Source organism: Bacillus sp. FSL K6-0923 (genome assembly GCF_038630825.1).
In the GTDB taxonomy this organism is placed as follows: domain Bacteria; phylum Bacillota; class Bacilli; order Bacillales; family Bacillaceae; genus Bacillus; species Bacillus pumilus.
In genome coordinates this window covers 3,133,159-3,157,208 of record NZ_CP152044.1, presented here as the reverse complement: position 1 = coordinate 3,157,208, position 24,050 = coordinate 3,133,159, and the positions used below count along the sequence as shown (strand labels likewise).

Genomic DNA, 24,050 nt, shown 5'->3' with positions numbered 1-24,050 from the left:
TGCTAGAGATGGCAGCTTTTTTCTTTTGGGCGCGCTTCTTTTCCATAGGATTCGCCCCATTCACGCATAGCGAAGATAATAGGCTTTAACGTATCTCCTAGAGAAGTGAGTGAATATTCGACACGAGGAGGGACCTCCTCATAGACTTCTCTGTGAACAATGCCGTCTTGTTCTAGTTCACGCAATTGCAGCGTAAGAACACGCTGAGAAATTCTTGGCAGAAGCCGGCGTAATTCATTGTATCGTTTTGGACCGCAAGTCAAATGATAAAGGATCACTCCTTTCCATTTTCCTCCTATTACACTCGAGGTGGTTGAAACGGGACAGCCATGATTGACAATACTGACTGGATTGGATGGTGCACTCATCTTTACGCTCCTTTCTAAGACGAAATGGGTGATAAACGAACATGATTGTACCTAACGAACAAAAATGTGCGTACTTGAATCAAAGGAAGCTTTTCTTTTACCATAGAGATATCACATCACACATCGGGTTGTTTGTTTTCTTATCATAACAATTTCTATATGGGAATGGAAAGAAATTGGATTGGTGAAACTTCACACCCTAACCGTTCACTAGAAAGGATGAATACCATGCGAGACAAAGAGCGATTAAAAAAAGAAATCATTGAGGCGTATGAATTCCGTCATGCGACAAAAGAGTTTGACCCGGCGAAAAAGATTCCAGAAGATGATTTTGCGTTCATTTTAGAGACAGGAAGACTTTCCCCAAGCTCTGTCGGATTTGAGCCTTGGAAGTTCCTCGTCGTTCAAAATGAAGCATTTAGAGAGAAATTAAAAGAATATACATGGGGTGCGCAAAAGCAGCTGCCAACTGCCAGCCATTTTGTGATCATTTTGGCAAGACCAGACGCCCGGTATGATTCACCATATGCAGAATACATCAATAAGGAAATCAAAGGAATGACAGACGAAACGTTTGAGATGGTAAAAGAACGCTACAAACAATTCCAAGAGAATGATCTTCATTTGATGGAAACTGACCGTACGCTCTTCGATTGGGCTTCCAAACAAACGTATATTGCCCTTGGAAATATGATGACAGCTGCGGCACAAATCGGCATTGATTCATGCCCTGTTGAGGGATTCAGCTACGATGAAATTCATCGTATGCTTGAGGAAGAAGGATTACTTGAAGATGGTCAGTACGACATCTCTGTCATGGCTGCCTTTGGGTATCGAGTCGTTGAGCCAAGGCGCGGAAAAACGCGTCGTCCAATGGATGAAGTAGCCGTTTGGATTCGTTAAAAGGAAATGTCGGAAAAAGGCTGTTGACAATTGCGTGGTTAGTCAGTATATTTAAAAAATAAAATCTTTGATAAATAGACAAATTGACTATAAACGCTTTGACTTGAGAATAGTAAATGAATATCCGTTTTCTAAGAGAGCTGCGGGTTGGTGCAACGCAGTAAAACGAATCATTGAACTCGCTCAAGGAGCGGTAAGACTGAATGAATAGTAAGTCTTTACGTGTGACCTCCGTTATCGGGTTTCAAGTTGGATTCAGCTATGTCTGAGTCAATAAGAGTGGTAACGCGGTTGAAAGGTCAGTCGTCTCTTCAAGGAGATGACTGGCCTTTTTTATATGCTTTTATCTTATATTTGTCTGAAGATTCAAATTTAAAGGAGCTATAGAAAATGGAAAAGGAACATGTACAGTTAAAACGAACAATGACGTCAAGGCATATCATGATGCTCGCACTTGGAGGAGCCATCGGTGCTGGTCTGTTTAAAGGAAGCAGTTCTGCCATTGATATCGCAGGTCCTGCTGTCATTTTGGCATATATGATTGGTGGTCTTATTTTATTATTTATTATGCAAGGACTTGCCGAAATGACAGTTGCACGACCTGGCGCTAGAACATTCCGTGATTTAATTGAACCTGTGTTAGGCAAATACCCCGCCTATTTCTTAGACTGGATCTATTGGAAAATGTGGGTGTTGAACATTGCAGCAGAAGCGATCGTGTCTGCCATCTTTATTCAGTACTGGTTCCCACAAGTACCGATTTGGACACTTGTGTTAATCATTTCACTTGTTGTGACATTGATCAATGTTTGTTCAGTCAAAATGTTTGCTGAGACAGAGTACTGGTTAGCTTCTATTAAAATTGCTGTCATTCTTTTATTTATTATCATCGGGTTAACGATGCTGTTTGTCTCATTCGGACAGCATGCAGCACCGGGATTATCCAACTTAACCGACCACGGAGGATTTTTCCCAAATGGAACGGGCGGCTTAATTGCGGCAATGCTGGTGGTCGTGTATTCATATGGCGGAACTGAAATGATTGGGGTTACATTAGCAGAAACGAAAAACCCTGAAAAAGTCATCCCAAAAGCCATTCAAAGTACATTTGTACGAATCATCGGTTTTTATGTACTTCCGTTCTTCATCATCGTCAGCTTAATTCCTTGGAATCAAGTAAACAATGAACAAGTGAGCCCATTCGTCACAGTGTTTGCAACGATTGGTGTGCCATATGCAAGTGATATCATGAACGGGATTATTTTATTAGCGATCTTGTCTTCTATGAACTCTGGTCTGTATGCTTCTTCAAGGGTACTATTTACACAGGCAATGGATGGCCGTGTATGGAAGGGCTTTTCGAAGCTGTCGAAACAGCAGGTGCCAGTCAGAGCGATTCTAGTATGTACATCTACTTTGTATGCAGCTGTATTAATCTCTCTTTTTGTAGGAAGTCAAACCTTTAATTATTTAATGGGATCTTTAAGTTATACAGTCCTATTCATCTGGTTTATTATTGCTGTCGGGCATTTAAAGTCTCGAAGTGTAGCAGCACCAGAAGGATATCGGGTCAAACTGTATCCTTTCACGACATGGTTTTCTGTCATTGCGATCATTGCCATTTTTATCGGTGTAGTATCAACGACTCCAATTGTCCAAACCATGGTCACAATGGGTATCTATCTCATCATCACGCTTTCTTTCTTCATCAATAGAAAGCGGTTTGAAACAGCTGTTTAATTTAAAAGCGTGCAGGACTTTTGAAGAAGGTCTCGCACGCTTTTTTAATGTAGTTTTATTGTTTGAACTAAAGTACCGAGTCACCTTTTGAAAGAAATTGATACATAAAAGCAGATGATCAAAAAGGGGCTGAAAATAGCTGTTCAAATTTAGGCGACTGATGCGTATATATGGATTAAACGGATGACCTTACTTACAAAGTCTATTTGGTTATATCGTAGGCAGGTCTTCATCGATTGGAGTATGTGGCAGCTGGATGATGGCTGTCGAACCGCATCCTGTCTCAGATTGAATATCGAACGTGCCATGATGTTTTTTCATGATTTGATAGACAATAGCTAGTCCAAGGCCTGAGCCGCCATCTTTTCTCGTACGCGCCTTATTTACTCGGTAAAACCGCTCAGAAACATGTGGAAGGTCTTCTTTTGGAATACCGTTGCCCTCATCTGTCACTCTCAACTCAGCTTTATGTTGGTGAACTAGTAATTCAATCGAGACCGATTTTCCAGAGGGAGTGTAATGAATGGCGTTATCCAGTAAATTACGAATCACTTGTTGCAGCCGATCGCTATCGCCATACACAATACAATCTTCATCAAGTGTCCGTTTCAGATAAATGCCCTTTTGATTAGCGATAAATGCCATTTGATCAAGAACGTCATGAATCAGCTGAGCAAAGACGATTGGCTCCATCGTTAGTGGATAAGAATCTCCTTCTAGCTGCGCAAGGTCTAAAAGATCATGCACAAGCCGGCTTAAACGTGCGGCCTCATCCTGGATGATGTGCATTCCCTTTTTTTGATCAATGATCCCTTCTTCAATACCTTCAGCATATCCTTTCATATAACTTAGCGGAGTCCGAAGTTCGTGAGAGACATTCGCAAGAAATTCCCTGCGGTGCTGCTCAACTTTTTCAAGGGTAGAAGACAGTTTGTTAAAAGAGCGGCTCAATTGGTTTAACTCATCTCCGTTTTTGGTCACAGCCATCCGTTTTGAAAAATCACCAGATTCCATTTCCATAGCAATTTCTTTCATCTGATTAATTGTCAGAACGACTTTATTGGAGCTTTTATATCCGATAAAGAAAATCAGGAGCAGGATTAATAAAATAGATATGCCAAGTGTCAATCTGATTTGGACAAAGGGTTCATATACATCCGATAAGGGCATGGATAGAAAAATTGTCCCTGATAGCTCATCTTTGTTTGAGAAAACAGGGATGGCGATGCCAAGAATATCTTGATGAAACTGAGAGTGTTCTCTAATCAACACGACAGTATCCCCTTGAAGGAGCTTTTGGCGTTCCTTGAACGTGATGAGGTTATCATTTGTGTTCGTATCAAAAGGAAGACCACTGGAAAGCTCCATTGGATCATCTGTAAAAATAATGTTCGCCTGACTCGAGTCGTTAGCCCATTTTATTCTATCGGTAAAATACGTATCTTTCCCGTGTTTATGATAGATTTGTGCCAGCTTTTTACCTTGTAAACTTAAGGAATCAATCTGTTTATCAACATATAAGTGCTGGTATAAGTAATAGGTGAGGGCAAGAGCTGAGGCAGCAACGATTCCGGTCACTACAAGGATTAAGAAGAGCACCTTCTTTTTAATAGATAAGGGCTTCATTCTTCCTCCTCAAACTTATAGCCGACACCCCAAACGGTTTTTATATGCCGTTCCGCTCCCTTTAATTTCATTCTCAGCGTTTTGATATGTGTATCGACTGTTCGTAAAGATCCGCTCGTAGAATGTGATTCCCACAGTTTTTGATAGAGCTGTTCTCGTGAAAACACTTGGCCTTGATTGAGTAAAAGAAACATGAGCAAATCGAATTCTCTTCTAGTTAAATTAATGGGCTCCTGATGGATATAGACTTGTCTACCATCCTGATCAATCTCCATGTCATCAAACTGTATGCGGCTGCGCTTTAGCGAAAGACCTCTAATTCGTCTCAAAGTTGTTTCAATTCTTGCTGCAAGCTCACGTAGACTGAAAGGCTTCATGATGTAGTCATCCGCACCAATTTCTAAACCTCTAATTCGATCCTCCTCATAACTTCTAGCTGTTAAGAATAAGATGGGGATTTGAGATGTTTGCCGAATACGCTGGCAGACTTCAAATCCATCCATGTCAGGCATCATGATATCTAGTACTACAAGGTCAACGGGTTCCTTTTCAAGCTGACGTAAGGCATCCATTCCATTATTAGCTGTGATGATGTGAAAGCCTTGTCTTTTTAAGAAGGATCCGATTAACTCAAGCATATCGAACTCATCGTCTACGATTAAAATATGCATTTGTTCTTTCATTTCTTTTCCTCCAACACGATAGCATAAGGTCCTGATGAGACATTCAGTCGATTTTTCATCATGAATGTATGTTTATCGATAATTGATACTGAATTGTCATCTAAGTTACTCACATATATTGATGTGGTATCAGCGGTGATATAATTCGGATTTTGACCAGTTTCAACAGAAGCAAGCTGCTTATTCGTCTCTGTATCTACTTTGTATAGCGTATGATCTCCATGACAAAGAACATATAAAGTAGAAGAGTTTTTCTCTGAAAAGAATGCAACAGGCATAACGCCTAGTTTTATTTCTCGCTGCTTTTTACCTGTTTTAGGGTCGTAAGCAAAAATGCTTTTATTTAAGGTGCCTGGTTTACCGTGACCACCGATCCAAATGGATTGTCCATCAAAATGAATACCAGAAGGTCGTTCAAGTACAGAGAACGTACGTATATGTTTTTCCTTCTCAACATCTATGACAGAGACAGTATGACTTTCTGCATTTAAAACAAATAAAGTACCTGACGGAGAAAGTGTCATAGAAGAAGGTAACTTTCCGGTCTTTACAGTTGCTTTTATTTTTTTACGCTGCGTATCAATAAAATAAACGACACTTTTCTGTGAATCCGCTGCAATTAAGGTGTGAGAAGCTGCATCATATGTAAGGGAAGTCAGACCTTTATTCACATCCATATAATCTGTTGCTGTACCTTTTTTTAAATTAATTTCGATCAGCGATTCTCCTTCTTTACTAGTTGCGATGATGACGTCTTTGTTGATTTGGATAAGATCAGTGAGCGGATGTTTTAAATCAACGGAAGAGATCATTTTATTCTTTTGTAAATCAACTATTGAAAAGGAGGCTTTTTTTAATTGAGAGATGACCGCGATCGATTGAGAGCTGCCAGGTGGAGTAAATTGCTGGTCTTTTCCACAGCCTGACAGGAATAACAATAGAGCTGATAAATAGATCAAAACATATTTTACACGTTCCATTCTTCCGCTCCTTTGTGTCCTCTATTTTCAAAAAGCATACCACAAAAATTGTGAAAAAAAATCGAAGTTATCAATACTGAAAGAGATGAAAAACAGATTTTAGGTGGATGAATGAGGACAATTCGATTTAAAGTTCCTTTTTTGTCTAGTCATATGGTTTTTTTTCATCTTTAAAAAAGGATTTTCAATATTTGATTCCTGTGCCTGTTATAGCTTACAGTGATAAAAATAATAAAAACTCCCCCGCTCTAAATCGACATAGAGCGCAGGGAGTCATTAGGCAGAATGCCCAGATGATGGGGAGGTAGATTTCGTTTTGACGCGTTGGGATAAAAGGAAGCCAAGGATTCCTGCGCCCATTAATACAATAAATAAAGATTGGAAACCACTCATGATCCCAATCAATGTCGACGAAATGATACTGCCAAAGTATCGAAAGGTTGAGAAAATACCAGAGGCCGAACCAGATAAACTTTGATCAACAGCTGTTAAAGAAGCCATCTGCATACTTGTCATACCAATCCCTGATGAAATTCCACCTGCGACTAGTGTCACGATAAGCAGAGGTAAGGTTGGGTACTGACTCAGTGCAATTAACATGATGCCTGATAAAGTAAGGCAGAGAAATGAAAAGCGAATCATTTTTTTCGCGCCCTTTTTTGGATGGAGTCTTGCGCCTAATAAACCGCTAAGAGACATACAAAGAGAAAATACCGATAGAATCATACCGCTTTGTGTATGAGAAAGGGCAAGTTGTTGTTCCATAAACAGTGGCATGATGAGAAGGATGGCATACATCACAAAATTACTTAGCATGATCGACAGATTCGCATTTGTAAATGAACTGTTTTTAAATAGGGACAAATCGATGATCGGATTCTTTACTTTCCGTACATGTCTAAAAAATAAAGGAATGACAATCAATGCTAGAATGCCATAAATTAAATATTCATTTAGTAGCTGGCTTTTTGAGCATAGAATGACTGTGGCAATTCCGATGGTTAAATACAATGAACCTATCATATCTACTTTTGCATGTATACGTGTATGCTTTATCTTTGGAATAAGTAAAACACCGGTGACTAGTGTAAGAAATAGGAATGGGATATTCACTAAGAATATGGAATGCCAATCAAAACTCTGAATGAGAATTGATCCAATAAAAGGCCCAAGTGCGGCACCAATACCAGCACCAAATCCAAAGTAACCCATTGTTTTAGATAGCTTTTCTGATGAGACTGTTGCACGAATCAAAGCAATGCTATTCGGTGTTAATATGGCCCCACCAGCTGCTTGAATGGAGCGAAAGATGATGAGAAATGCTAGATTAGGTGCTAAAGCACAGCCAATCGAGCCGATTAAAAAGAGTGTCACTCCGGTTAAATACATACGGCGGTGTCCATATATATCTCCCAACTTACCAGCGATAGGCTGGGTGACCGCCATGACAATAAGATAAATCGTGACAACCCAAGTAATGTTTGAAATGGATTGATCATAATAAGTTGATATGGATGATAAAGCGACTGCGATCATCGTTGAGTTGACCGGAACTAGTATAGCTCCTAGTAACAAAGAATAGATGATCAAACTCTCTTTTTGCAATTTCAATGTGTATACCACCTTTTGTAAAAAGAAGAATTCCACCCTTTAAGCGGGAGAAATTCCTCTCATGAAAATGTGTGTGTATGTCTCAATAAAATCATCTTTTTGTGTTAATACGAGCTGGAAGTCTTGCTCTAGCTGCTGAATAAAAAAACCAAAATACGTACTAATGAAAATGTCTGCATAAATGTCTTCTTTTCCTTTTAAGACATGATGCTGAGCGCTCATCTTTTTGAAGTATTGTATCAGCATTTCTCTTAGTTCTTGAGGATAAACTTTTTCATGACTAGTCAGATCTTTAAACATAGCCGGTTCTCGCATGCTGATATAAATGAATTCTTTTTTTGAAGTTAAATCCTCAAGGAAATAGGAACCGAGAAACTTTAAATCGGTGTATAAATCGCCTTTGAATTCTGCTTCTAAGGTTTTCGTCGGTGTTGATTTCATTTTCATAATGGCAGCAATAACTCCGCGTTTGTTTTTAAAGTTGCGGAAAATTGTTGCTTCACTGACATTCGCTTTTGCGGCTATTTCTTTGGTTGTGGTTTTTTGATAGCCCTTTTCAGTCAATAAATCCATTGTTGCGCGAATGATTCGTTGATTTGTAGATTTTAACAAGCATACTCACCTCAGGTTATGAATGTGTTTGCAACAAAGTAAGTATACCGATAAAACCTATGACCGCCAATATGATCCAAAACGATAAAGTTAGACACGTGCATGCTGTTTTAATATCTGAATGCGTCCATTGCTCCCATCTACTGTCACAAGGTCACCGGATTGAAGTGTTTCAGTCGCTATTCGGGTTCCTAGGACAGCTGGCATCATATATTCTCTAGCGATAATAGCCGAATGAGACAAAATGCCCCCAGCATCGGTGATGACTGCTTTTGCATCTCTAAATAAGCTCGTCCATAAAGGTGTGGTTGTTTTGCAAACTAAAATATCATCCTTTTGGAATTGTGAGAATTCCTCAGCACATGTAATGACCTTTACTCTTCCAGAAACAATACCGCTAGATGCACCAATTCCATAGATCACATCGCTTGTGTTGTTTTCATTTTCTCTTAATGAACCGAGCATTCTTTCTACTTGCTGCAATTCAGCTTCAGTTGGGGTGCCCATATAAGCTGGTGGTTGGATGGCTTCATTATCTTTCATGTCAATTTTTCTTTGTGTGATGACTGTATTAAATGTTGTAGACGTTGTGAGAGCTGTGTGTACTTCCTCATCGTAGAGATACCATAGATCTTCTTGATGAGGAATCGCTCCTTTTTGTACAAGAAGTTCACCAATCTTCAATAGGTATACCCTGGCTTTAGCATCTAACATGGCATCAATGTAGAAGTGATGATCGTCACGAATATTAGCAGCCTGTAGAGCAAATTGGTAAAGTGTCTCAAATTTCGTTTTAAACGCTTCATCCTTCACTTGGCTCATAAAATGTTCATATGTCTCTTGTCTTTTGATGACGGCTTGTGCAAATTCTTCATCAAAATCACTTTGGTGTTGAATGTTGTTTCTAATGATATCTAGTATAAACTCAGGGTTTTCCATCCATGTCTCTTCCGTAAGGTCATGACTTTTAACAGATCTCCAGCCATAGACTTGAAGAAATTCCTTTATTGTCGAAATGAAGTGTCTGCCTTTTTCCGATTGAGTGAGTGCATCAAGCAGCTCTGGATTCTTTTCATGGTTCATAAATGCTTGATGAAGTTCATTATCTTGAAGGACACTCTTTGCAAAATCAGATAGCTTTTTGTCTGTTTCAAGAGATTTGTTCATCACGCCTATCATCATCTCATGCAGCAGGATCACTTGTGATTGATCACCAGTATACGTCACAAGCATGTCTTCAATCATAGCCGATAAAATGACTTGAGGTATGACAATATCAAAATGATCATCATATGCTTGTATATAAAAAGTCTTTAATTCTTCAAATCCGATGATGGCTTCTTCAATGGTCAGCGGTTCCTTCATTTTATGATCGAGTTTTTCGTAAAAGGGAAAGAAATTTTCCTCTAAAATCTCATACATACGTTCACTTAAATGCGGAAATAACTCAAATATACTCTCATCGAATACTGGTGCAGCTTCTGCACTCGCTTCAGGCAGTGACGGTGATGAATACAGGTGACCTCTATAAAGCTTGATATCTTTAATATTCAGATCAGGCACTTGATATTTTTCACCGTTTTTCTTCATACCGCTTTTTAATGCTGGGATGATCAGACTTGAAAAGAGAGGACTTGTTGGGCCCGGCATATGATCGTCCATTGAGATCCAGAAATCCTGCAGCTCGTCTGGCTGCATTTGAAAAGAAGCACCCGCTGTTTCATCTGCTGCTTTTGAGAGGGCTGCGGTAATCGGTCTGGCTTGGAGTAAATAAAATGTGCCATTTGCTATTCCAAATTCGATATCCACGCTATGGCCATAAAGTGCTTCTACTTGTTTGGTGATTTGCGTGATTTCTACTAATTGGTCATCATTCAGGCAAAACTGACCAGCCATTTCCTCCGTCACTGCTTGTTCAATGACACCTTCTTGATAAGGAATAATTTGCAGCTCTTTCATTCCAAGTGATTTTTCAATAGAAAGTGTCTCTTTGTCTATAACAAATGTGTCTGGTGTCACAAGCCCAGAGACGATTGCTTCTCCTAGTCCGTAGCTTGCTGTCAGCATCATTTCATTGGTTTTTCCTGTTACGGGATTCTCGCTAAAGATGACACCGGAGACGTCAGAATGAATCAACCCTTGAACGACAACAGCCATGAGCGGCATCTCTTCCTCGTTTTCATCCATCTCTTCCTTATATTCTGTCACTCTCGCTCCAAAATAAGAAGACCAGCATTCTTTGACAGCCTGAAAGAATTCCTCATTTGTTTTGATATTTAAATAAGTTTCGTACTGTCCTGCAAATGAGGCGCCTTCGAGATCTTCTGCAACAGAAGAGGACCTGACTGCAACTGAGGGATAAGTCTTCCGCAATGATTGAAAGGACGAAAGGAGTTCTGCTTCCATTTGAGAAGGAAACGATGCTTCTTTGATTTTGTCAGCAAGGTTTTGTTCAGTTGGATGCAGGTTGTGATATGAAAGAAAGCTTGAAAAGCTGTTGGTTTTGATAATAAATCCATCTGGGACTGGTAGGCCGTGATTGTTTAATTTGATTAAATTTAGGCCCTTTGCCCCTGCGAGTGCTGCGGATTCTTCAGCCGCATGAAATAAAACTGAATACATGGGAATGCCCCCTTATCCAAATAGCCAATGGTTTGTCTGTCTCTCTATCGTTTCTAAAATGATAGTGCGCACTATCATTTTAATCATAGGATTTATTGGATGTTACTGTCAAAGACGGAAAGACCTATCTTTTCAAAGGGGACATTCTCACTAATTTCCTTCTATATCTATAATAAAAGTCTCCGAGCAGAAAGAAAAATAGGTGAAATTGAAAACTGTGAATTGTTCAATATGCCAAACTTTACTATAATCAAGGGAGTAGACCATGAAGAGGGAGGGTTTTTGTGATTACAAAAGCCATTTTTGCACTTGTTTTTCCTTTCCTGCTCGTTATTTTATTTTCAAAGGTTACTTATAATCATTATGTGGGCATTGCATTAACAGCAGCGCTTTTATTTGCTTCGTACATGAAGGGCTATACAGAAACCTACTTTATTGTGGGATTAGATATCATTTCTTTAGTAGCTGGTGCATTATATATGGCTAAAAAAGAAATTGAAAAGAGAGAAAAGGCTGAAAAACATCATTGATGTCATCATCAAGAGCGTGTTAGGCCGAAAGATGACGTTTTTTAAGCTGTGCTTACGAATTCTAGTGAGTGCAGCTTTCTTTTTTTTCTCTTTTTCTGCTCATCGAATATCTCTCACCAAAATGTTCCATACTGAAAGGAAGGTTTTCGTAAGAGGGTTATTTGCCATTGAAGAGAGGGTATGACTGTATTGGAAATAAAAATCAAGTAAGAGCCGAACTTTAGTTCGTATTTTTGTGTTCTTTTATGATAATATATTCATTAGATAGATTTCGTAACGAAACGGAGGCTTTGATGTGAGTGACCGCTTTGAATTAGTTTCTAACTATCAGCCCCAAGGAGATCAGCCGAAGGCAATCGAAAAGCTTGTCGAGGGCATCCATCAGGGGAAACAGCATCAAACGCTGTTAGGTGCTACAGGTACGGGAAAGACCTTTACTGTATCCAACCTGATCAAAGAAGTGAACAAACCGACACTTGTCATTGCACATAACAAGACACTTGCCGGCCAGCTATACAGCGAGTTCAAGGAATTTTTTCCGAATAATGCTGTCGAATATTTTGTGAGTTATTATGATTATTACCAACCAGAGGCGTATGTGCCTCAGACTGATACATTTATTGAAAAGGATGCCAGCATCAATGATGAGATTGATAAGCTGAGACACTCCGCTACGTCCTCGTTATTTGAGCGGAGAGATGTCATCATCATTGCCAGTGTCTCCTGTATTTATGGCTTAGGTTCGCCAGAGGAATACCGAGAGCTTGTGCTGTCTTTACGTACTGAAATGGAGATTGAACGTAATCAGCTTCTTCGTAAGCTTGTGGACATTCAGTATTCTCGTAATGATATAGATTTTCAGCGTGGAACCTTCCGAGTACGAGGAGACGTCGTTGAAATTTTCCCTGCTTCACGTGATGAGCATTGTATCAGAGTGGAGTTTTTCGGTGATGAAATTGAACGTATTCGTGAAGTGGATGCACTCACTGGAGAAATACTCGGTGATCGTGAACATGTGGCTATTTTCCCAGCATCTCACTTCGTCACAAGAGAAGAAAAAATGGAAAAAGCGATTATTAATATTGAGCAAGAGCTTGAGGAGCAGCTCGAAAAGCTTCGAGATAATGGGAAATTGCTAGAAGCGCAGCGCCTTGAGCAGCGGACAAGATATGACCTTGAGATGATGAGAGAAATGGGCTTTTGTTCAGGAATCGAGAACTACTCAAGGCACCTGACCTTGCGTCCTCCTGGTTCAACACCTTACACATTGCTTGATTATTTCCCGGATGATTTTATGATTGTTGTCGATGAGTCACATGTGACGATCCCGCAAATCCGCGCGATGTACAACGGGGACCAAGCAAGAAAGCAAGTGTTGGTTGATCACGGATTCCGTCTGCCTTCAGCACTTGATAACAGACCGCTCACCTTTGATGAGTTTGAAAAGCATATTAACCATATTGTGCATGTATCTGCCACTCCGGGTCCTTATGAGCTTGAGAAAACCCCAGAGGTTGTGGAACAAATTATTCGTCCAACAGGTTTACTTGATCCGATTATTGAAGTGCGTCCAATTGAAGGTCAAATTGATGACTTAATTGGAGAAATTCATGCGCGGGTTGAGAAAAATGAGCGTGTGCTCGTGACGACGCTGACGAAGAAAATGTCTGAGGATCTTACAGATTATTTAAAAGAGATCGGAATCAAGGTCAATTATCTTCATTCAGAAATTAAGACCCTTGAGCGGATTGAGATTATTCGCGATTTACGTCTCGGAAAATATGATGTGCTTGTGGGAATCAACCTTCTTCGTGAAGGACTGGATATTCCAGAGGTGTCGCTCGTGACGATTTTAGATGCAGATAAAGAAGGCTTTTTACGCTCTGAAAGATCCCTTATCCAGACGATTGGCCGGGCAGCGAGAAATTCAGAAGGCCGGGTCATTATGTATGCAGATAAAATGACCAAATCAATGGATATTGCGATTCAAGAAACGAAGCGAAGACGAGAGCAGCAAGAGGCGTATAATGAGAAATATGGAATTACTCCGCAAACCATCCATAAGAAAATTAGAGATGCCATTAAAGCAACAAAGATACATGAGGAATCGGAAGAATATGAAACAAATGCAGCACCAAAGCTGTCAAAAATGAGCAAAAAAGAGCGAGAAAAAGTGATCGAAAAGGTCGAGATGGAAATGAAAGATGCAGCAAAAGCGCTTGATTTTGAAAAAGCAGCAGAATTAAGAGATCTATTGCTAGAGCTAAAAGCGGAAGGATGATTGCCTGATGGCTATGGAACGAATAGAGGTGAAAGGTGCTAGAGCCCACAACCTTAAAAATATTGATGTGAATATCCCGCGTGACCAGCTAGTGGTCATCACGGGTTTATCTGGTTCAGGAAAATCGTCTCTTGCCTTTGATACCATTTATGCAGAGGGGCAGCGCAGGTACGTTGAATCTCTTTCAGCGTATGCGCGTCAATTTCTCGGTCAAATGGATAAACCGGATGTAGATGCCATTGAAGGTCTTTCTCCGGCGATTAGTATTGATCAGAAGACGACGAGCCGGAACCCTAGATCAACAGTGGGAACCGTTACAGAAATCTATGATTATTTACGTCTTTTGTATGCTCGAGTTGGGAAACCGATTTGCCCAATACATGGGATTGAAATTACGTCCCAAACGATTGAGCAGATGACAGATCGTATTTTAGAATATCCAGAAAGAACGAAATTGCAAGTGCTTGCGCCGGTCGTATCTGGCCGCAAAGGGACACATGTCAAAGTACTTGATCAAATTCGAAAGCAAGGCTATGTGCGAGTAAGAGTCGACGGAGAGATGGGAGATCTGTCAGAAGAGATCGAGCTTGAAAAGAACAAGAAGCATTCCATTGAAGTCGTGATCGACCGAATCGTGGTGAAGGAAGGCGTTGCGGCTCGGCTGTCTGACTCCCTTGAAGCGGCGCTGCGACTAGGTGAAGGCCGTGTGATGATTGACGTGATTGGACAAGAAGAGCTGTTATTCAGTGAACATCATGCTTGTCCGCACTGCGGATTTTCTATTGGTGAGCTTGAGCCGAGAATGTTTTCATTTAATAGTCCTTTTGGTGCCTGTCCGAGCTGTGATGGGCTTGGCTCTAAACTAGAAGTTGACCCTGAGCTTGTCATTCCTAATAAGGATTTGACGTTACGACAGCATGCCATTGCCCCTTGGGAGCCGCAGAGCTCACAATACTATCCTCAGCTTCTTGAGGCAGTATGTACCCATTACGGCATTGACATGGACATTCCAGTGAAAGATATACCGTCGCATTTATTCGATAAAATTTTATATGGCAGCGGCTCTGAACGGATTTATTTCAAATATGAAAATGATTTTGGTCAGGTACGTGAAAATGAAATTGAATTTGAAGGTGTTCTTCGTAACATTGAACGACGCTATAAGGAAACCAGCTCTGATTATATTCGTGAGCAAATGGAAAAATATATGGCGAACCAGCCATGTCCGACATGTAAAGGTTATCGTCTGAAAAAAGAGACGCTTGCGGTTCTGATCAATGGCAAACATATTGGGGAAATCACTGATTTGTCTGTTTCTGATGCCCTTGATTTATATGGTGAAATCGAGTTGTCTGAGAAAGATTTGCAGATAGCTCAGCTCATTTTACGTGAAATCAATGAGCGCTTGTCCTTCTTAAATAATGTGGGATTAGATTACCTTACATTGAGCCGATCGGCTGGCACACTATCCGGAGGAGAGGCCCAGCGGATTCGTCTGGCGACTCAAATCGGGTCAAGGCTGACAGGTGTTCTTTATATATTAGATGAACCATCTATTGGTCTGCATCAGCGTGATAATGACCGATTGATCGGGACATTGAAAAACATGCGCGACATCGGGAATACCCTCATTGTCGTAGAGCATGATGAAGATACGATGTTAGCCGCTGATTATTTGATTGATATTGGACCTGGAGCAGGAGTTCATGGAGGAGAAGTGATTTCAGCTGGAACGCCGGAAGAAGTCATGAAGGACAAGAAATCTTTAACAGGACAATATTTATCTGGAGAGAAATTTATCCCGTTGCCGATCGAAAGAAGAAAGCCTGACGGCCGCTATATTGAGATCAAAGGTGCAAAAGAAAACAACCTGAAAAACGTCAATGCGAAGTTCCCACTAGGTGTCTTTACAGCTGTGACTGGGGTGTCTGGTTCAGGGAAAAGTACGCTTGTGAATGAAATTCTATTAAAATCACTTGCGCAAAAACTGCACAGAGCAAAAGCGAAGCCAGGACAGCACAAAGAAATCAAAGGAATGGATCAATTAGATAAGGTGATTGATATTGACCAATCTCCAATCGGTCGTACGCCGAGATCTAACCCTGCCACGTATACAGGTGTATTTGACGATGTGCGGGATGTGTTTGCACAAACGAATGAAGCAAAGGTACGAGGGTATAAAAAAGGAAGATTCAGCTTTAACGTCAAAGGTGGCCGCTGTGAGGCGTGTCGCGGAGATGGCATCATTAAAATCGAAATGCACTTTTTACCGGATGTGTATGTGCCTTGTGAGGTATGCCACGGGAAACGGTATAACCGCGAAACACTTGAGGTCACATATAAAGGGAAAAACATTGCTGATGTGCTTGAAATGACCGTGGAGGACGCACTCCAATTTTTCGAGAACATCCCGAAAATTAAGCGGAAGCTTCAAACGATTTTTGATGTTGGACTAGGGTACATTACACTTGGACAGCCTGCGACGACATTGTCTGGAGGAGAGGCACAGCGTGTGAAATTGGCATCTGAGCTTCACCGCCGTTCAAACGGAAGGTCTCTTTATATTTTAGACGAGCCGACAACAGGTTTGCATGTGGATGATATTGCCCGTTTATTAAAAGTACTTCAGCGTTTGGTCGAAAACGGAGATACGGTACTAGTGATTGAGCATAACCTTGATATTATCAAGGCTGCTGATTACCTCGTTGATCTCGGACCAGAGGGCGGTGCAGGCGGCGGAACGATCATTGCCTCTGGAACTCCTGAGCAGATTGCAAAAGAAAAAGCTTCTTACACTGGTCAATACTTAAAGCCTGTTTTAGAGCGTGACCGTAAACGAATGAAACAGTTGGTCAAAGAAACAGAAAGTGTGACTTCATCATAAAAAACCCCCTCTTTTAAGAGGGGGCTTTGTTTTATTGCGCATCTTCCTTTGGCACTAAATGACTGATTTGCGTTAAATCCTTTAAAATATGCGTGCTGCTGCTGTCGAGCAGTACTTTTAAATAACGGATATCACCATACTTTGGATGAGACGGATGAATGGTCTCAAGCTCCCTGATCATATCGCTGTTCATGCTTTTTTGTTTCTGTATAAGGTCTAAAAGCGTTTGAGCCGTGTGGTTAGTATTATGATGATCTGTCAAAATAATTACCCCCTATAATGATAATCACCATCTTTTCAACATATTTTAAAGGGTAATCCGTGAAGAATCTACACTTAGGTGCAAAAAGATGTAATTTGTGTCTAAGGTCATATGTAAATCGAATGATTTTGAAACTTTTGATACGCAATAAACGTATGAGTTAGAAAGGAATTTTCATCATGAAGGAGCGAATATATATGAATAGAGATCAGTCGATCATTGCATCAATTTGTTATTTTAGTGTCTTTTTTATGCCGTTTATTGTACCGATTGTGGCATATTTTGTAGTCGACCAAAAGGAACCGAAACGGCACGCGTTGCGGGCATTATGGTCACATGTTTTGCCAGTCGCAGCGTGCGTGTTGCTGGTTTTTGGGTCTATCCCTTTTTTATTGTCGACACAGGCAAGTGACTCACTCATGCCAGTGATCACGATGCTCATCTTGTCCTTTTTAGTCGCTATTGGCTTTTTGATCTCTGTCATTTGGAATATCATTCAAGGTATTAAAGTACTTCAATCCATCAAATCGTAGGAGGGCTTTGTATGAATGAAAAAGAACGCATTTTAAAATTAGTAGAAGACGGGACATTATCGGCAAAAGAAGCGATTACGCTGCTTGAAAAACTGGAGGAAAGCCCGTCTGTTTCATTAGAAAAATCAACGACTGATCACACCTTTCATGAAGAAAAAGCTGGCGCAGAGAGCAAAGGAACTGGTACCGAAAATCTTGGTGCAAAGCTGTTTGGCTGGTTAGATTCTGCGGTGAAAAAGGTGAAAGACGTAGATCTTGATTTGAACTTTGGACAGTCGGTCGACGTTGAGCACATTTTTCAGTTCAAAGACGCCTCACTCACTCACTTAGATATTCAATTGGCGAATGGCAGTCTCAATCTGATGCCTTGGGATGATGGCGATATTCGAGCAGAGTGCCATGCGAAAATCTACCGTGCAGAAGACGGAGAGCAGGCAAGACAGCAATTTCTCAATCAATTGGACTGCGGCCTCGAAGGGGATAAATTTTTTATCCGGACCGAAAAGAAGACAATGAAAGTCAATGTTACTTTATATGTACCGCGTATCCAATACGATAAAATCAAGGTTAAGCTGTTTAATGGTCCGATTCGCGGGGAAAAGCTAAAGACAAAAGAACTTGCTGCGAAAACCACCAATGGTGTTGTCTCTTTTGCCTCTTTACAGGCGGAAAAGGTTGGAATTGAAACAGCAAACGGACAAATTAAACTGGCGGATCACGAGTGTGGTATGATTGAAGTAGAAACCATTAATGGGCTTATTGACCTGCGCGGGAAAAGTGAATCAATTGATGCCCAAAGCTTTAACGGAAATATTGCTGTTCAGCTGTCGGATGAGAAGTGCCGTTCCATCTATGCGAAAACGACAACAGGCAGTGTGGACGTCCAGATCCCGCGTGCGTGTGCAGTGACCGCTGAGCTGAAAAGCAATCTTGGGTCTATTTCTCACGATTTGCTTGATGCAGAGATGATTAAAGAGAAAAATGAGACATTACAAAAAGAGAAAATGATCAAAGCCAATCAACAGGCAGTGAACAGTATATCCATTTTTGCAGAAACAAAAACAGGTTCAATACAAGTGAAGCACCAATCAGACAAGGAGTGATTCTACATGAAGAAGCTTTATCGTTCAGCAACAGATAAAAAAATAGCGGGTGTTGTTGGTGGACTTGCCGAATACTTAAGTGTCGATGCATCCTTGCTTCGCATTTTAACGGTCATCATCGGATTTATGACAGCATTTATGCCAATTTTCCTAGTCTACTTCATCTGGTATTTTGTTGTTCCGGAAGAAGGCACTAACTAAATGTTTAGATGGATCGTCAGTATTTTAGTAAATGCATTACTTTTAATCGTCATTGCTGGATATTTTGATTCAGGCATTCTGCCAGGGCTTGGGAGCGTATATATTGAAGGGTTTGGCGCAGCCATTGTGGCAAGTATCATTTTATCCTTGCTCAATATTTTAGTGAAGCCGTTTTTGATCATTTTAACGCTTCCAGTAACCGTCCTTACACTAGGATTGTTCTTATTTGTGATTAATGCTATCACACTTATGATGACATCAAGTTTTATGGGCGACAGTTTTAACATTGATGGGTTTGGAACGGCCATTTGGATGGCTGTCATATTATCCATTTTCCATCTGTTAATACAAAAAGGAATTGTGGAGCCGTTAGCGAAAAAAAGCTAACGGTTTTTTTGACCCATTTTGTATCGTTTCTCCGTTTCATCTGACATAAAAACTTCCTTCAGGAGACACAATATCCGAAGGGAGGCGGTGCACGATGGTGAACGTGAGCAGACAAATCATGCTTTTATGTTTTTTTATCATTCTTTTTTGTTTCAATCAGCCTGCTTCAGCAGGGCCTTTTATTCAAACACAAGTTAATATACAGGACAAGCCTTTTTCTCCTTTTATCTTTGATCCCTTTCATGTGGATGTCCGTCCAGTTCTAGGGGAAAAAAGTCGTGATCTCCAGTTTCGTGCGTCTATTACGGATGCGGAACAAATTTTGTCTGCGAACTTGTATTATAAACAAAGTGATGAGCTAGGGTACCGTTTGATCCCAATGGAACGGCTGCCAGGTATGAAGCCAGAATTTACAGCGAAAATTCCACCAGATCAATTATGGAATTCAACCGTTCGTTACTATACAGAGTTTCTTACGCAAAAGTCCGTGATCAAAACGGCAGAACAATCTGTCCACTTAAATGGATTTGAAGAGGATCTTTCACGCATTCCGGACTTAGTCATCACAGAAATTGTGGTCAATTCAAAAAATCGCAAAGGCAAAGATGCATTTGAATTTATTGAGGTATATAACACAACACATGAGCCGATCTCTCTTAAACATTATCAGCTTCGCTATCGCAATCCTGCACAAGGAACCGACATGGATGATGTGTATTCCTTTCACACACATCCAGTTACTCTTTCGCCTGGAAAACCGTATGTTTTCTGGCTGAGGAAAAAAGGGCAGGAGCATTTAACTATAGCGGACTTCAATGCCATGTACAAAAGTGAATTAAAAGAGGGAGAGGATGTATCTGTCATCGAAAGCAAAGGGCTGTCCAACTCTAAATCTCGTCTTGTTTCCATCACAACAAATATAGGGGAGGAGATTTCTTCAGCAGCATTTCGCTTGAAACCTTCATGGTTTAGTGAGCATAAATCTTTGCTGTTCAAATATCCAATGGACGGTACTTCGCAAATGAAGCTGATCTCGAAAATTGAAGAAGAGCCTACGCCTGGAAAAGTGCTAAAAGCACAAATTCCATCTGAGAAAAAAGAAATGTCTCAGGATATCCATAAACCTGTGATTGAAGATATGACAGTGAAAAAACCAGTAAAACCAACTGAAAGCATAGAGATTAAAGCAGATGTACAGGATGATCAGGTCGTCAAAACCGTCAAGCTTCGCTATCGAACAAATCGGAAAGATGATTTCAAGGAAATACTGCTTCAAAAAGATCATAACGACCGGTTATTTCATCACATTATTTACTCACCTGAGTTGATTGGTAAAGAACAATTGGAATATCAGCTTGAAGCGTCAGACGGTGAAAATACAGCAATGACGATGAAAAAAATGATTGATGTGGAGCAAGTTAGCAAAGCTCATGGCCTTCGATTCAATGTAGAAGAAGGAGATACGGTTTCAGGATTATTTCCATTAAAGGCGACGTCTGATCAGAAAAAAAGCATTGAATTATTGATAGATGGAAAGCGGAATCAGCAAGTATTTTCCGCCCTTGAAGCAGATCCATATATTGCATTTGATGTCAAAGGGACAAATTTATATTTTAAAAATGGTGTGTCCATAGGTAAGCACTTACTTTCTATTTTTGATGATTCGACAAAAGTGTATCGTACCTATACAATGCCAATACCAGAAGCAGAGATGAAAAAAGCAGGTCTCCAATCGATCTCCTTCTATGCTGGAACGAAGACTTCTCCAGTAGACCGGCTGCCTGGCGAGAATCACGATGATTTTGAACTAAAAAACGTTCGGATGATTCTGTCGAATGGAACTCAGATTCCTCCAATCAATGCAAAGCCGCAAAAAGAATGGAGAATGGGAGACAGCGGTAACGCCAAAAAGGTCAGAACATTTCAATTTGACATACCAAAAGAAGCTTATGTTTCAACGTATATGAAGTGGGATACAAGAAGGTTGAAAGAGGGACCGCACCTGATTGAGGCCAAAACCTCAGACGAGCATGCATCTGTACGTGTGATGGTCGATAATACGGGGCCAAAAATTAAAACCAACGTCCAAACAAAGGATCCATATAAAGGAGCCTTTACGTTAAAAGCAAAGGTAACGGATCGTTGGAGTGACATAGAAGAGATGAAAGCATATGTAGATGGCAAGCCAATTTCGTTGCCATACCAGACGTCCTCTAGCGAATTAAACCCAGGGGAGCACACGTTGATAATTAAAGCAAAAGATGCCGCAGGAAACATGTCAACGTTGAAAAAGGAATTCAAGACGGTACATGAGCACCCTGAGCCACCAGAACGTGTAGCAGATAAGACAAAAATGAAATCGTCTAAGCAAACTGTGCTCACCAAGGATCCAACGAATGATAAGCTGGATTATTCCTTTTACCGTGCCTATCAATATACATCACTCCATCCATCAATGAAGATTTTGAAATATGCAGCGGAGACAGAACCGCCAAAGAGCTTTATTGAAAAAGGAGAAGTGATTTTTTCTAATCAAGAACGAAATCGCATTGCATTTGCTGATGGTAAGTCAGTTGAAACGAAGGATTTACATCGTTTTCCCTATCATCGTTTTCAAATCAAGGTTGATCAAGATGTACGTGAAAAGGATGTCGTCGAGGCGATGTGGAAAGGGAGTTCATTATCAGGTAGAAAGGTAACCATGTATGCATGGAATCATCAGCAAGAAAAGTGGGATAAAATCACTCATCATTTTGCTAAGGATCAGAAGGAATTTTACCTGAAAGGACTGCTGTCAGTCAGACAGTACATGAAGAATCATACGTTTGATTTGCTTGTACAGGATGAAATCAGTAAAGCGCAAAAGCCATATAAGATGGTTTGGATGTCTGACACACAATATTATGCAAAGAGCTATCCTCATATCTTTAAACAAATGGTCGAGTGGATCAGAGACCAGAGAGAAAAGTTAAACATTCAATATGTGTTCCATACAGGTGACATTGTGGATGATTCAAAAGATAAACAATGGCATCGTGCTGATACCTTTATGCGCGTGTTAGATGAGCATCAGATTCCTTATGGCGTTTTAGCAGGAAATCATGATGTTCGACATAAGGACGGTTTTTATGCGGAATATGGGAAATATTTCGGTGAGAAACGTTTTGCAAATAAACCGTATTATGGTGAATCCTATCAAAACAATCGAGGTCATTATGATCTCATTTCTGCCGGTGGCAATGATTATATGATGGTATACATGGGCTGGGGGATTAAGCAAGATGAAATTGATTGGTTGAACCGTGTGATTTCTGAGCATCCAGACCGTATTGTCATTTTAAATTTCCATGAGTATTTGTTGGTCAGTGGAAACCGCAGTCCGATTGGTGACCTCATCTTTCATCAGGTGGTGAAGCGCCATCCCAATATAGTGGCGGTATTTAGCGGACACTATCACGGAGCGAGCAGGAAAGTAGATGAGCTTGACGATGACAAGGATGGTAAAGTAGACCGGAAAGTATATCAAATACTCGCTGATTATCAGTCAGGACCTGAAGGGGGACAAGGGTTTATGCGATTGATAACAGCCGATCAAGAAAAAAACCAGCTTCATTTTACGACATACTCACCTTACATGAATCAAGAGCATTTCTACGATCCTAAAACGTATGGAGATCAAGATGAATTTTCAATCGATGTGGATTTGACGCCGAAAATGAAATCTGTCAAAACCAACTATTTTGAACTCAATGTGTACACAAATGTTTTGATAGGAGAGGCGCGTGGCGTAAGAAGCGGCAAAAAAGCAAGCTTTGAGTGGAAAGGCTTAAAGCCAAACGAAGATTATTATTGGTACACCGTAGCAAAAGATCGTTTTCAAGGAAAAGCGATTTCGCCGATATGGAAAATTCATACAAAAGATGATCGTGAAGCAACATTTCTTAGGAAATAAAAACAGTGCTCCTTTTATAAGGGCACTGTTTATCTTTCCATTGTATGAATCAGCTTGTAACGATCTCCTCTATAAACGGAAAGGACATATTCAAATGGAATATCATTCTGAAAATAAGTCGTTCTTGCGATTGAGAGCACGGGATCGCCTATTGAAATAGACAGCACATGTGCTTCTTCATTTGAAGCAACATTCGCTTCAAGCTCTTGTTTTGCATGAGCAATTGTAAGGCCTGTTTGAGTCTCTATATATTCATATATAGAGCCAGTTAAATGTTCCCTTGTTAAATCTCCGGCAAATGCTTCAGGGATATAGCTCGTTTCAATCGCCATCGGTTCATCATTTGCGAGGCGTATCCGTTTGAGTTCAAATATAGCATCGCCATTTGAGAGTTGTAAGACAGGCAGCAAGTGATCTGGACAGATGGTTTTTTTGAAATCAATCAGCTGGCTTGAAGCTTTAAGACCACGCTGACGCATATCCTCTGTAAAGCTTGTTAAACCTTGAAGCGGCTGTTCAAATTTTTTTCGACTCACAAAGGTGCCTTTTCCTTTTTGTCGATACAAATATCCTTCGTTCACAAGGTTCGATAAGGCTTGTCTGACAGTCATTCGACTTATACCAAAGCGTTCGGCATATTCTCTTTCAGAAGGAATGAGTGTATCAGGTGCTAATGTTCCATCCTCAATCTGTTTTTTCAAGTTCTCCATAATCTGATGGTACATCGGAATAGGTGACTGCTTATCAATAAACATGTGAAAATCCTCTCGTG

At 40.5% G+C, this 24,050-nt stretch carries 19 protein-coding genes and 1 other annotated feature; of the genes, 10 read left to right on the top strand and 9 right to left on the bottom strand.

All coding sequences use genetic code 11. The features are described 5' to 3' along the window. Nucleotides 1–2: 2 nt before the first annotated feature. Nucleotides 3–368: a winged helix-turn-helix transcriptional regulator gene (locus MHI16_RS16255; RefSeq protein WP_058013581.1), complete on the bottom strand. Its 366-nt coding sequence runs from the start codon at nt 366–368 to the stop codon at nt 3–5. Between the two features lie 228 nt (nt 369–596). On the opposite strand from MHI16_RS16255, the gene MHI16_RS16250 reads away from it, so the two are divergent. Together MHI16_RS16250 and MHI16_RS16245 are read left to right on the top strand one after the other, a co-directional pair. After that, nucleotides 597–1,271, top strand: a complete 675-nt coding sequence (locus tag MHI16_RS16250) for an NAD(P)H-dependent oxidoreductase (RefSeq protein ID WP_058013582.1) — start codon at nt 597–599, stop codon at nt 1,269–1,271. 89 nt (nt 1,272–1,360) lie between these two features. Next, nucleotides 1,361–1,585, top strand: a binding site (T-box leader). 76 nt (nt 1,586–1,661) lie between these two features. Further along, nucleotides 1,662–3,011, top strand: coding sequence for an amino acid permease (locus MHI16_RS16245; protein ID WP_058013583.1), 1,350 nt, complete (start codon nt 1,662–1,664; stop codon nt 3,009–3,011). A 210-nt stretch (nt 3,012–3,221) separates the two neighbouring features. Here the strand turns inward: MHI16_RS16245 and MHI16_RS16240 are convergent, their stop codons facing one another. The 6 genes from MHI16_RS16240 to MHI16_RS16215 form a co-directional block, all read right to left on the bottom strand. Next, nucleotides 3,222–4,637 carry an ATP-binding protein gene (locus MHI16_RS16240; RefSeq protein WP_058013584.1) on the bottom strand — a complete coding sequence of 472 codons (1,416 nt, stop codon included), beginning with the start codon at nt 4,635–4,637 and terminating at the stop codon, nt 3,222–3,224. Continuing rightward, nucleotides 4,634–5,320: a response regulator transcription factor gene (locus tag MHI16_RS16235; RefSeq protein WP_058013585.1), complete on the bottom strand. Its 687-nt coding sequence runs from the start codon at nt 5,318–5,320 to the stop codon at nt 4,634–4,636. Before MHI16_RS16235 ends, MHI16_RS16240 begins: the two co-directional genes overlap by 4 nt. Continuing rightward, complete coding sequence (locus tag MHI16_RS16230; protein WP_058013586.1) at nt 5,317–6,300, bottom strand: hypothetical protein; 984 nt, start codon at nt 6,298–6,300, stop codon at nt 5,317–5,319. The genes MHI16_RS16235 and MHI16_RS16230 overlap by 4 nt, the downstream gene beginning before the upstream one ends. A gap of 276 nt (nt 6,301–6,576) precedes the next feature. Then, nucleotides 6,577–7,911, bottom strand: coding sequence for an MFS transporter (locus tag MHI16_RS16225; RefSeq protein ID WP_058013587.1), 1,335 nt, complete (start codon nt 7,909–7,911; stop codon nt 6,577–6,579). Between the two features lie 39 nt (nt 7,912–7,950). Next, the gene (locus MHI16_RS16220) at nt 7,951–8,523 is read right to left on the bottom strand and encodes a TetR/AcrR family transcriptional regulator (protein WP_058013588.1); all 573 of its coding nucleotides are present in this window, start codon (nt 8,521–8,523) and stop codon (nt 7,951–7,953) included. Nucleotides 8,524–8,613: 90 nt separating this feature from the next. Next, a complete protein-coding gene (locus MHI16_RS16215) occupies nt 8,614–11,145 on the bottom strand; it encodes a PEP/pyruvate-binding domain-containing protein (RefSeq protein ID WP_058013589.1) in 2,532 nt (843 codons plus the stop codon). A 284-nt stretch (nt 11,146–11,429) separates the two neighbouring features. Between MHI16_RS16215 and MHI16_RS16210 the strand changes: the two genes are divergently transcribed. From MHI16_RS16210 to uvrA, 3 genes are all read left to right on the top strand, one after another. Next, a complete protein-coding gene (locus tag MHI16_RS16210; protein WP_012011392.1) occupies nt 11,430–11,675 on the top strand; it encodes a CsbA family protein in 246 nt (81 codons plus the stop codon). Between the two features lie 295 nt (nt 11,676–11,970). Next, entirely contained in the window at nt 11,971–13,956 is a 1,986-nt protein-coding gene (gene uvrB / locus MHI16_RS16205) for an excinuclease ABC subunit UvrB (protein ID WP_050944300.1), read from the top strand. Between the two features lie 7 nt (nt 13,957–13,963). After that, nucleotides 13,964–16,840 carry an excinuclease ABC subunit UvrA gene (uvrA, locus tag MHI16_RS16200; RefSeq protein WP_058013591.1) on the top strand — a complete coding sequence of 959 codons (2,877 nt, stop codon included), beginning with the start codon at nt 13,964–13,966 and terminating at the stop codon, nt 16,838–16,840. A 31-nt stretch (nt 16,841–16,871) separates the two neighbouring features. Here the strand turns inward: uvrA and MHI16_RS16195 are convergent, their stop codons facing one another. Continuing rightward, on the bottom strand, nt 16,872–17,102 hold the full coding sequence (locus MHI16_RS16195) for a hypothetical protein (protein WP_058013592.1): 231 nt from the start codon (nt 17,100–17,102) through the stop codon (nt 16,872–16,874). A 197-nt stretch (nt 17,103–17,299) separates the two neighbouring features. Between MHI16_RS16195 and MHI16_RS16190 the strand changes: the two genes are divergently transcribed. The 5 genes from MHI16_RS16190 (at nt 17,300) to MHI16_RS16170 (ending at nt 23,278) form a co-directional block, all read left to right on the top strand. Then, complete coding sequence (locus tag MHI16_RS16190) at nt 17,300–17,635, top strand: hypothetical protein (protein WP_012011387.1); 336 nt, start codon at nt 17,300–17,302, stop codon at nt 17,633–17,635. 11 nt (nt 17,636–17,646) lie between these two features. After that, nucleotides 17,647–18,738 (top strand): DUF4097 domain-containing protein, encoded by a 1,092-nt coding sequence (locus MHI16_RS16185; RefSeq protein ID WP_058013593.1) that lies wholly within the window; start codon nt 17,647–17,649, stop codon nt 18,736–18,738. Between the two features lie 6 nt (nt 18,739–18,744). After that, entirely contained in the window at nt 18,745–18,939 is a 195-nt protein-coding gene (locus MHI16_RS16180) for a PspC domain-containing protein (RefSeq protein ID WP_044139369.1), read from the top strand. After that, nucleotides 18,940–19,326, top strand: a complete 387-nt coding sequence (locus MHI16_RS16175; protein WP_012011384.1) for a phage holin family protein — start codon at nt 18,940–18,942, stop codon at nt 19,324–19,326. A 94-nt stretch (nt 19,327–19,420) separates the two neighbouring features. Next, entirely contained in the window at nt 19,421–23,278 is a 3,858-nt protein-coding gene (locus MHI16_RS16170) for a metallophosphoesterase (protein WP_268466827.1), read from the top strand. A gap of 29 nt (nt 23,279–23,307) precedes the next feature. On the opposite strand, the gene MHI16_RS16165 is transcribed toward MHI16_RS16170, so the two are convergent. Next, a complete protein-coding gene (locus MHI16_RS16165; protein WP_268466825.1) occupies nt 23,308–24,033 on the bottom strand; it encodes a GntR family transcriptional regulator in 726 nt (241 codons plus the stop codon). Between the last annotated feature and the right edge of the window lie 17 nt (nt 24,034–24,050).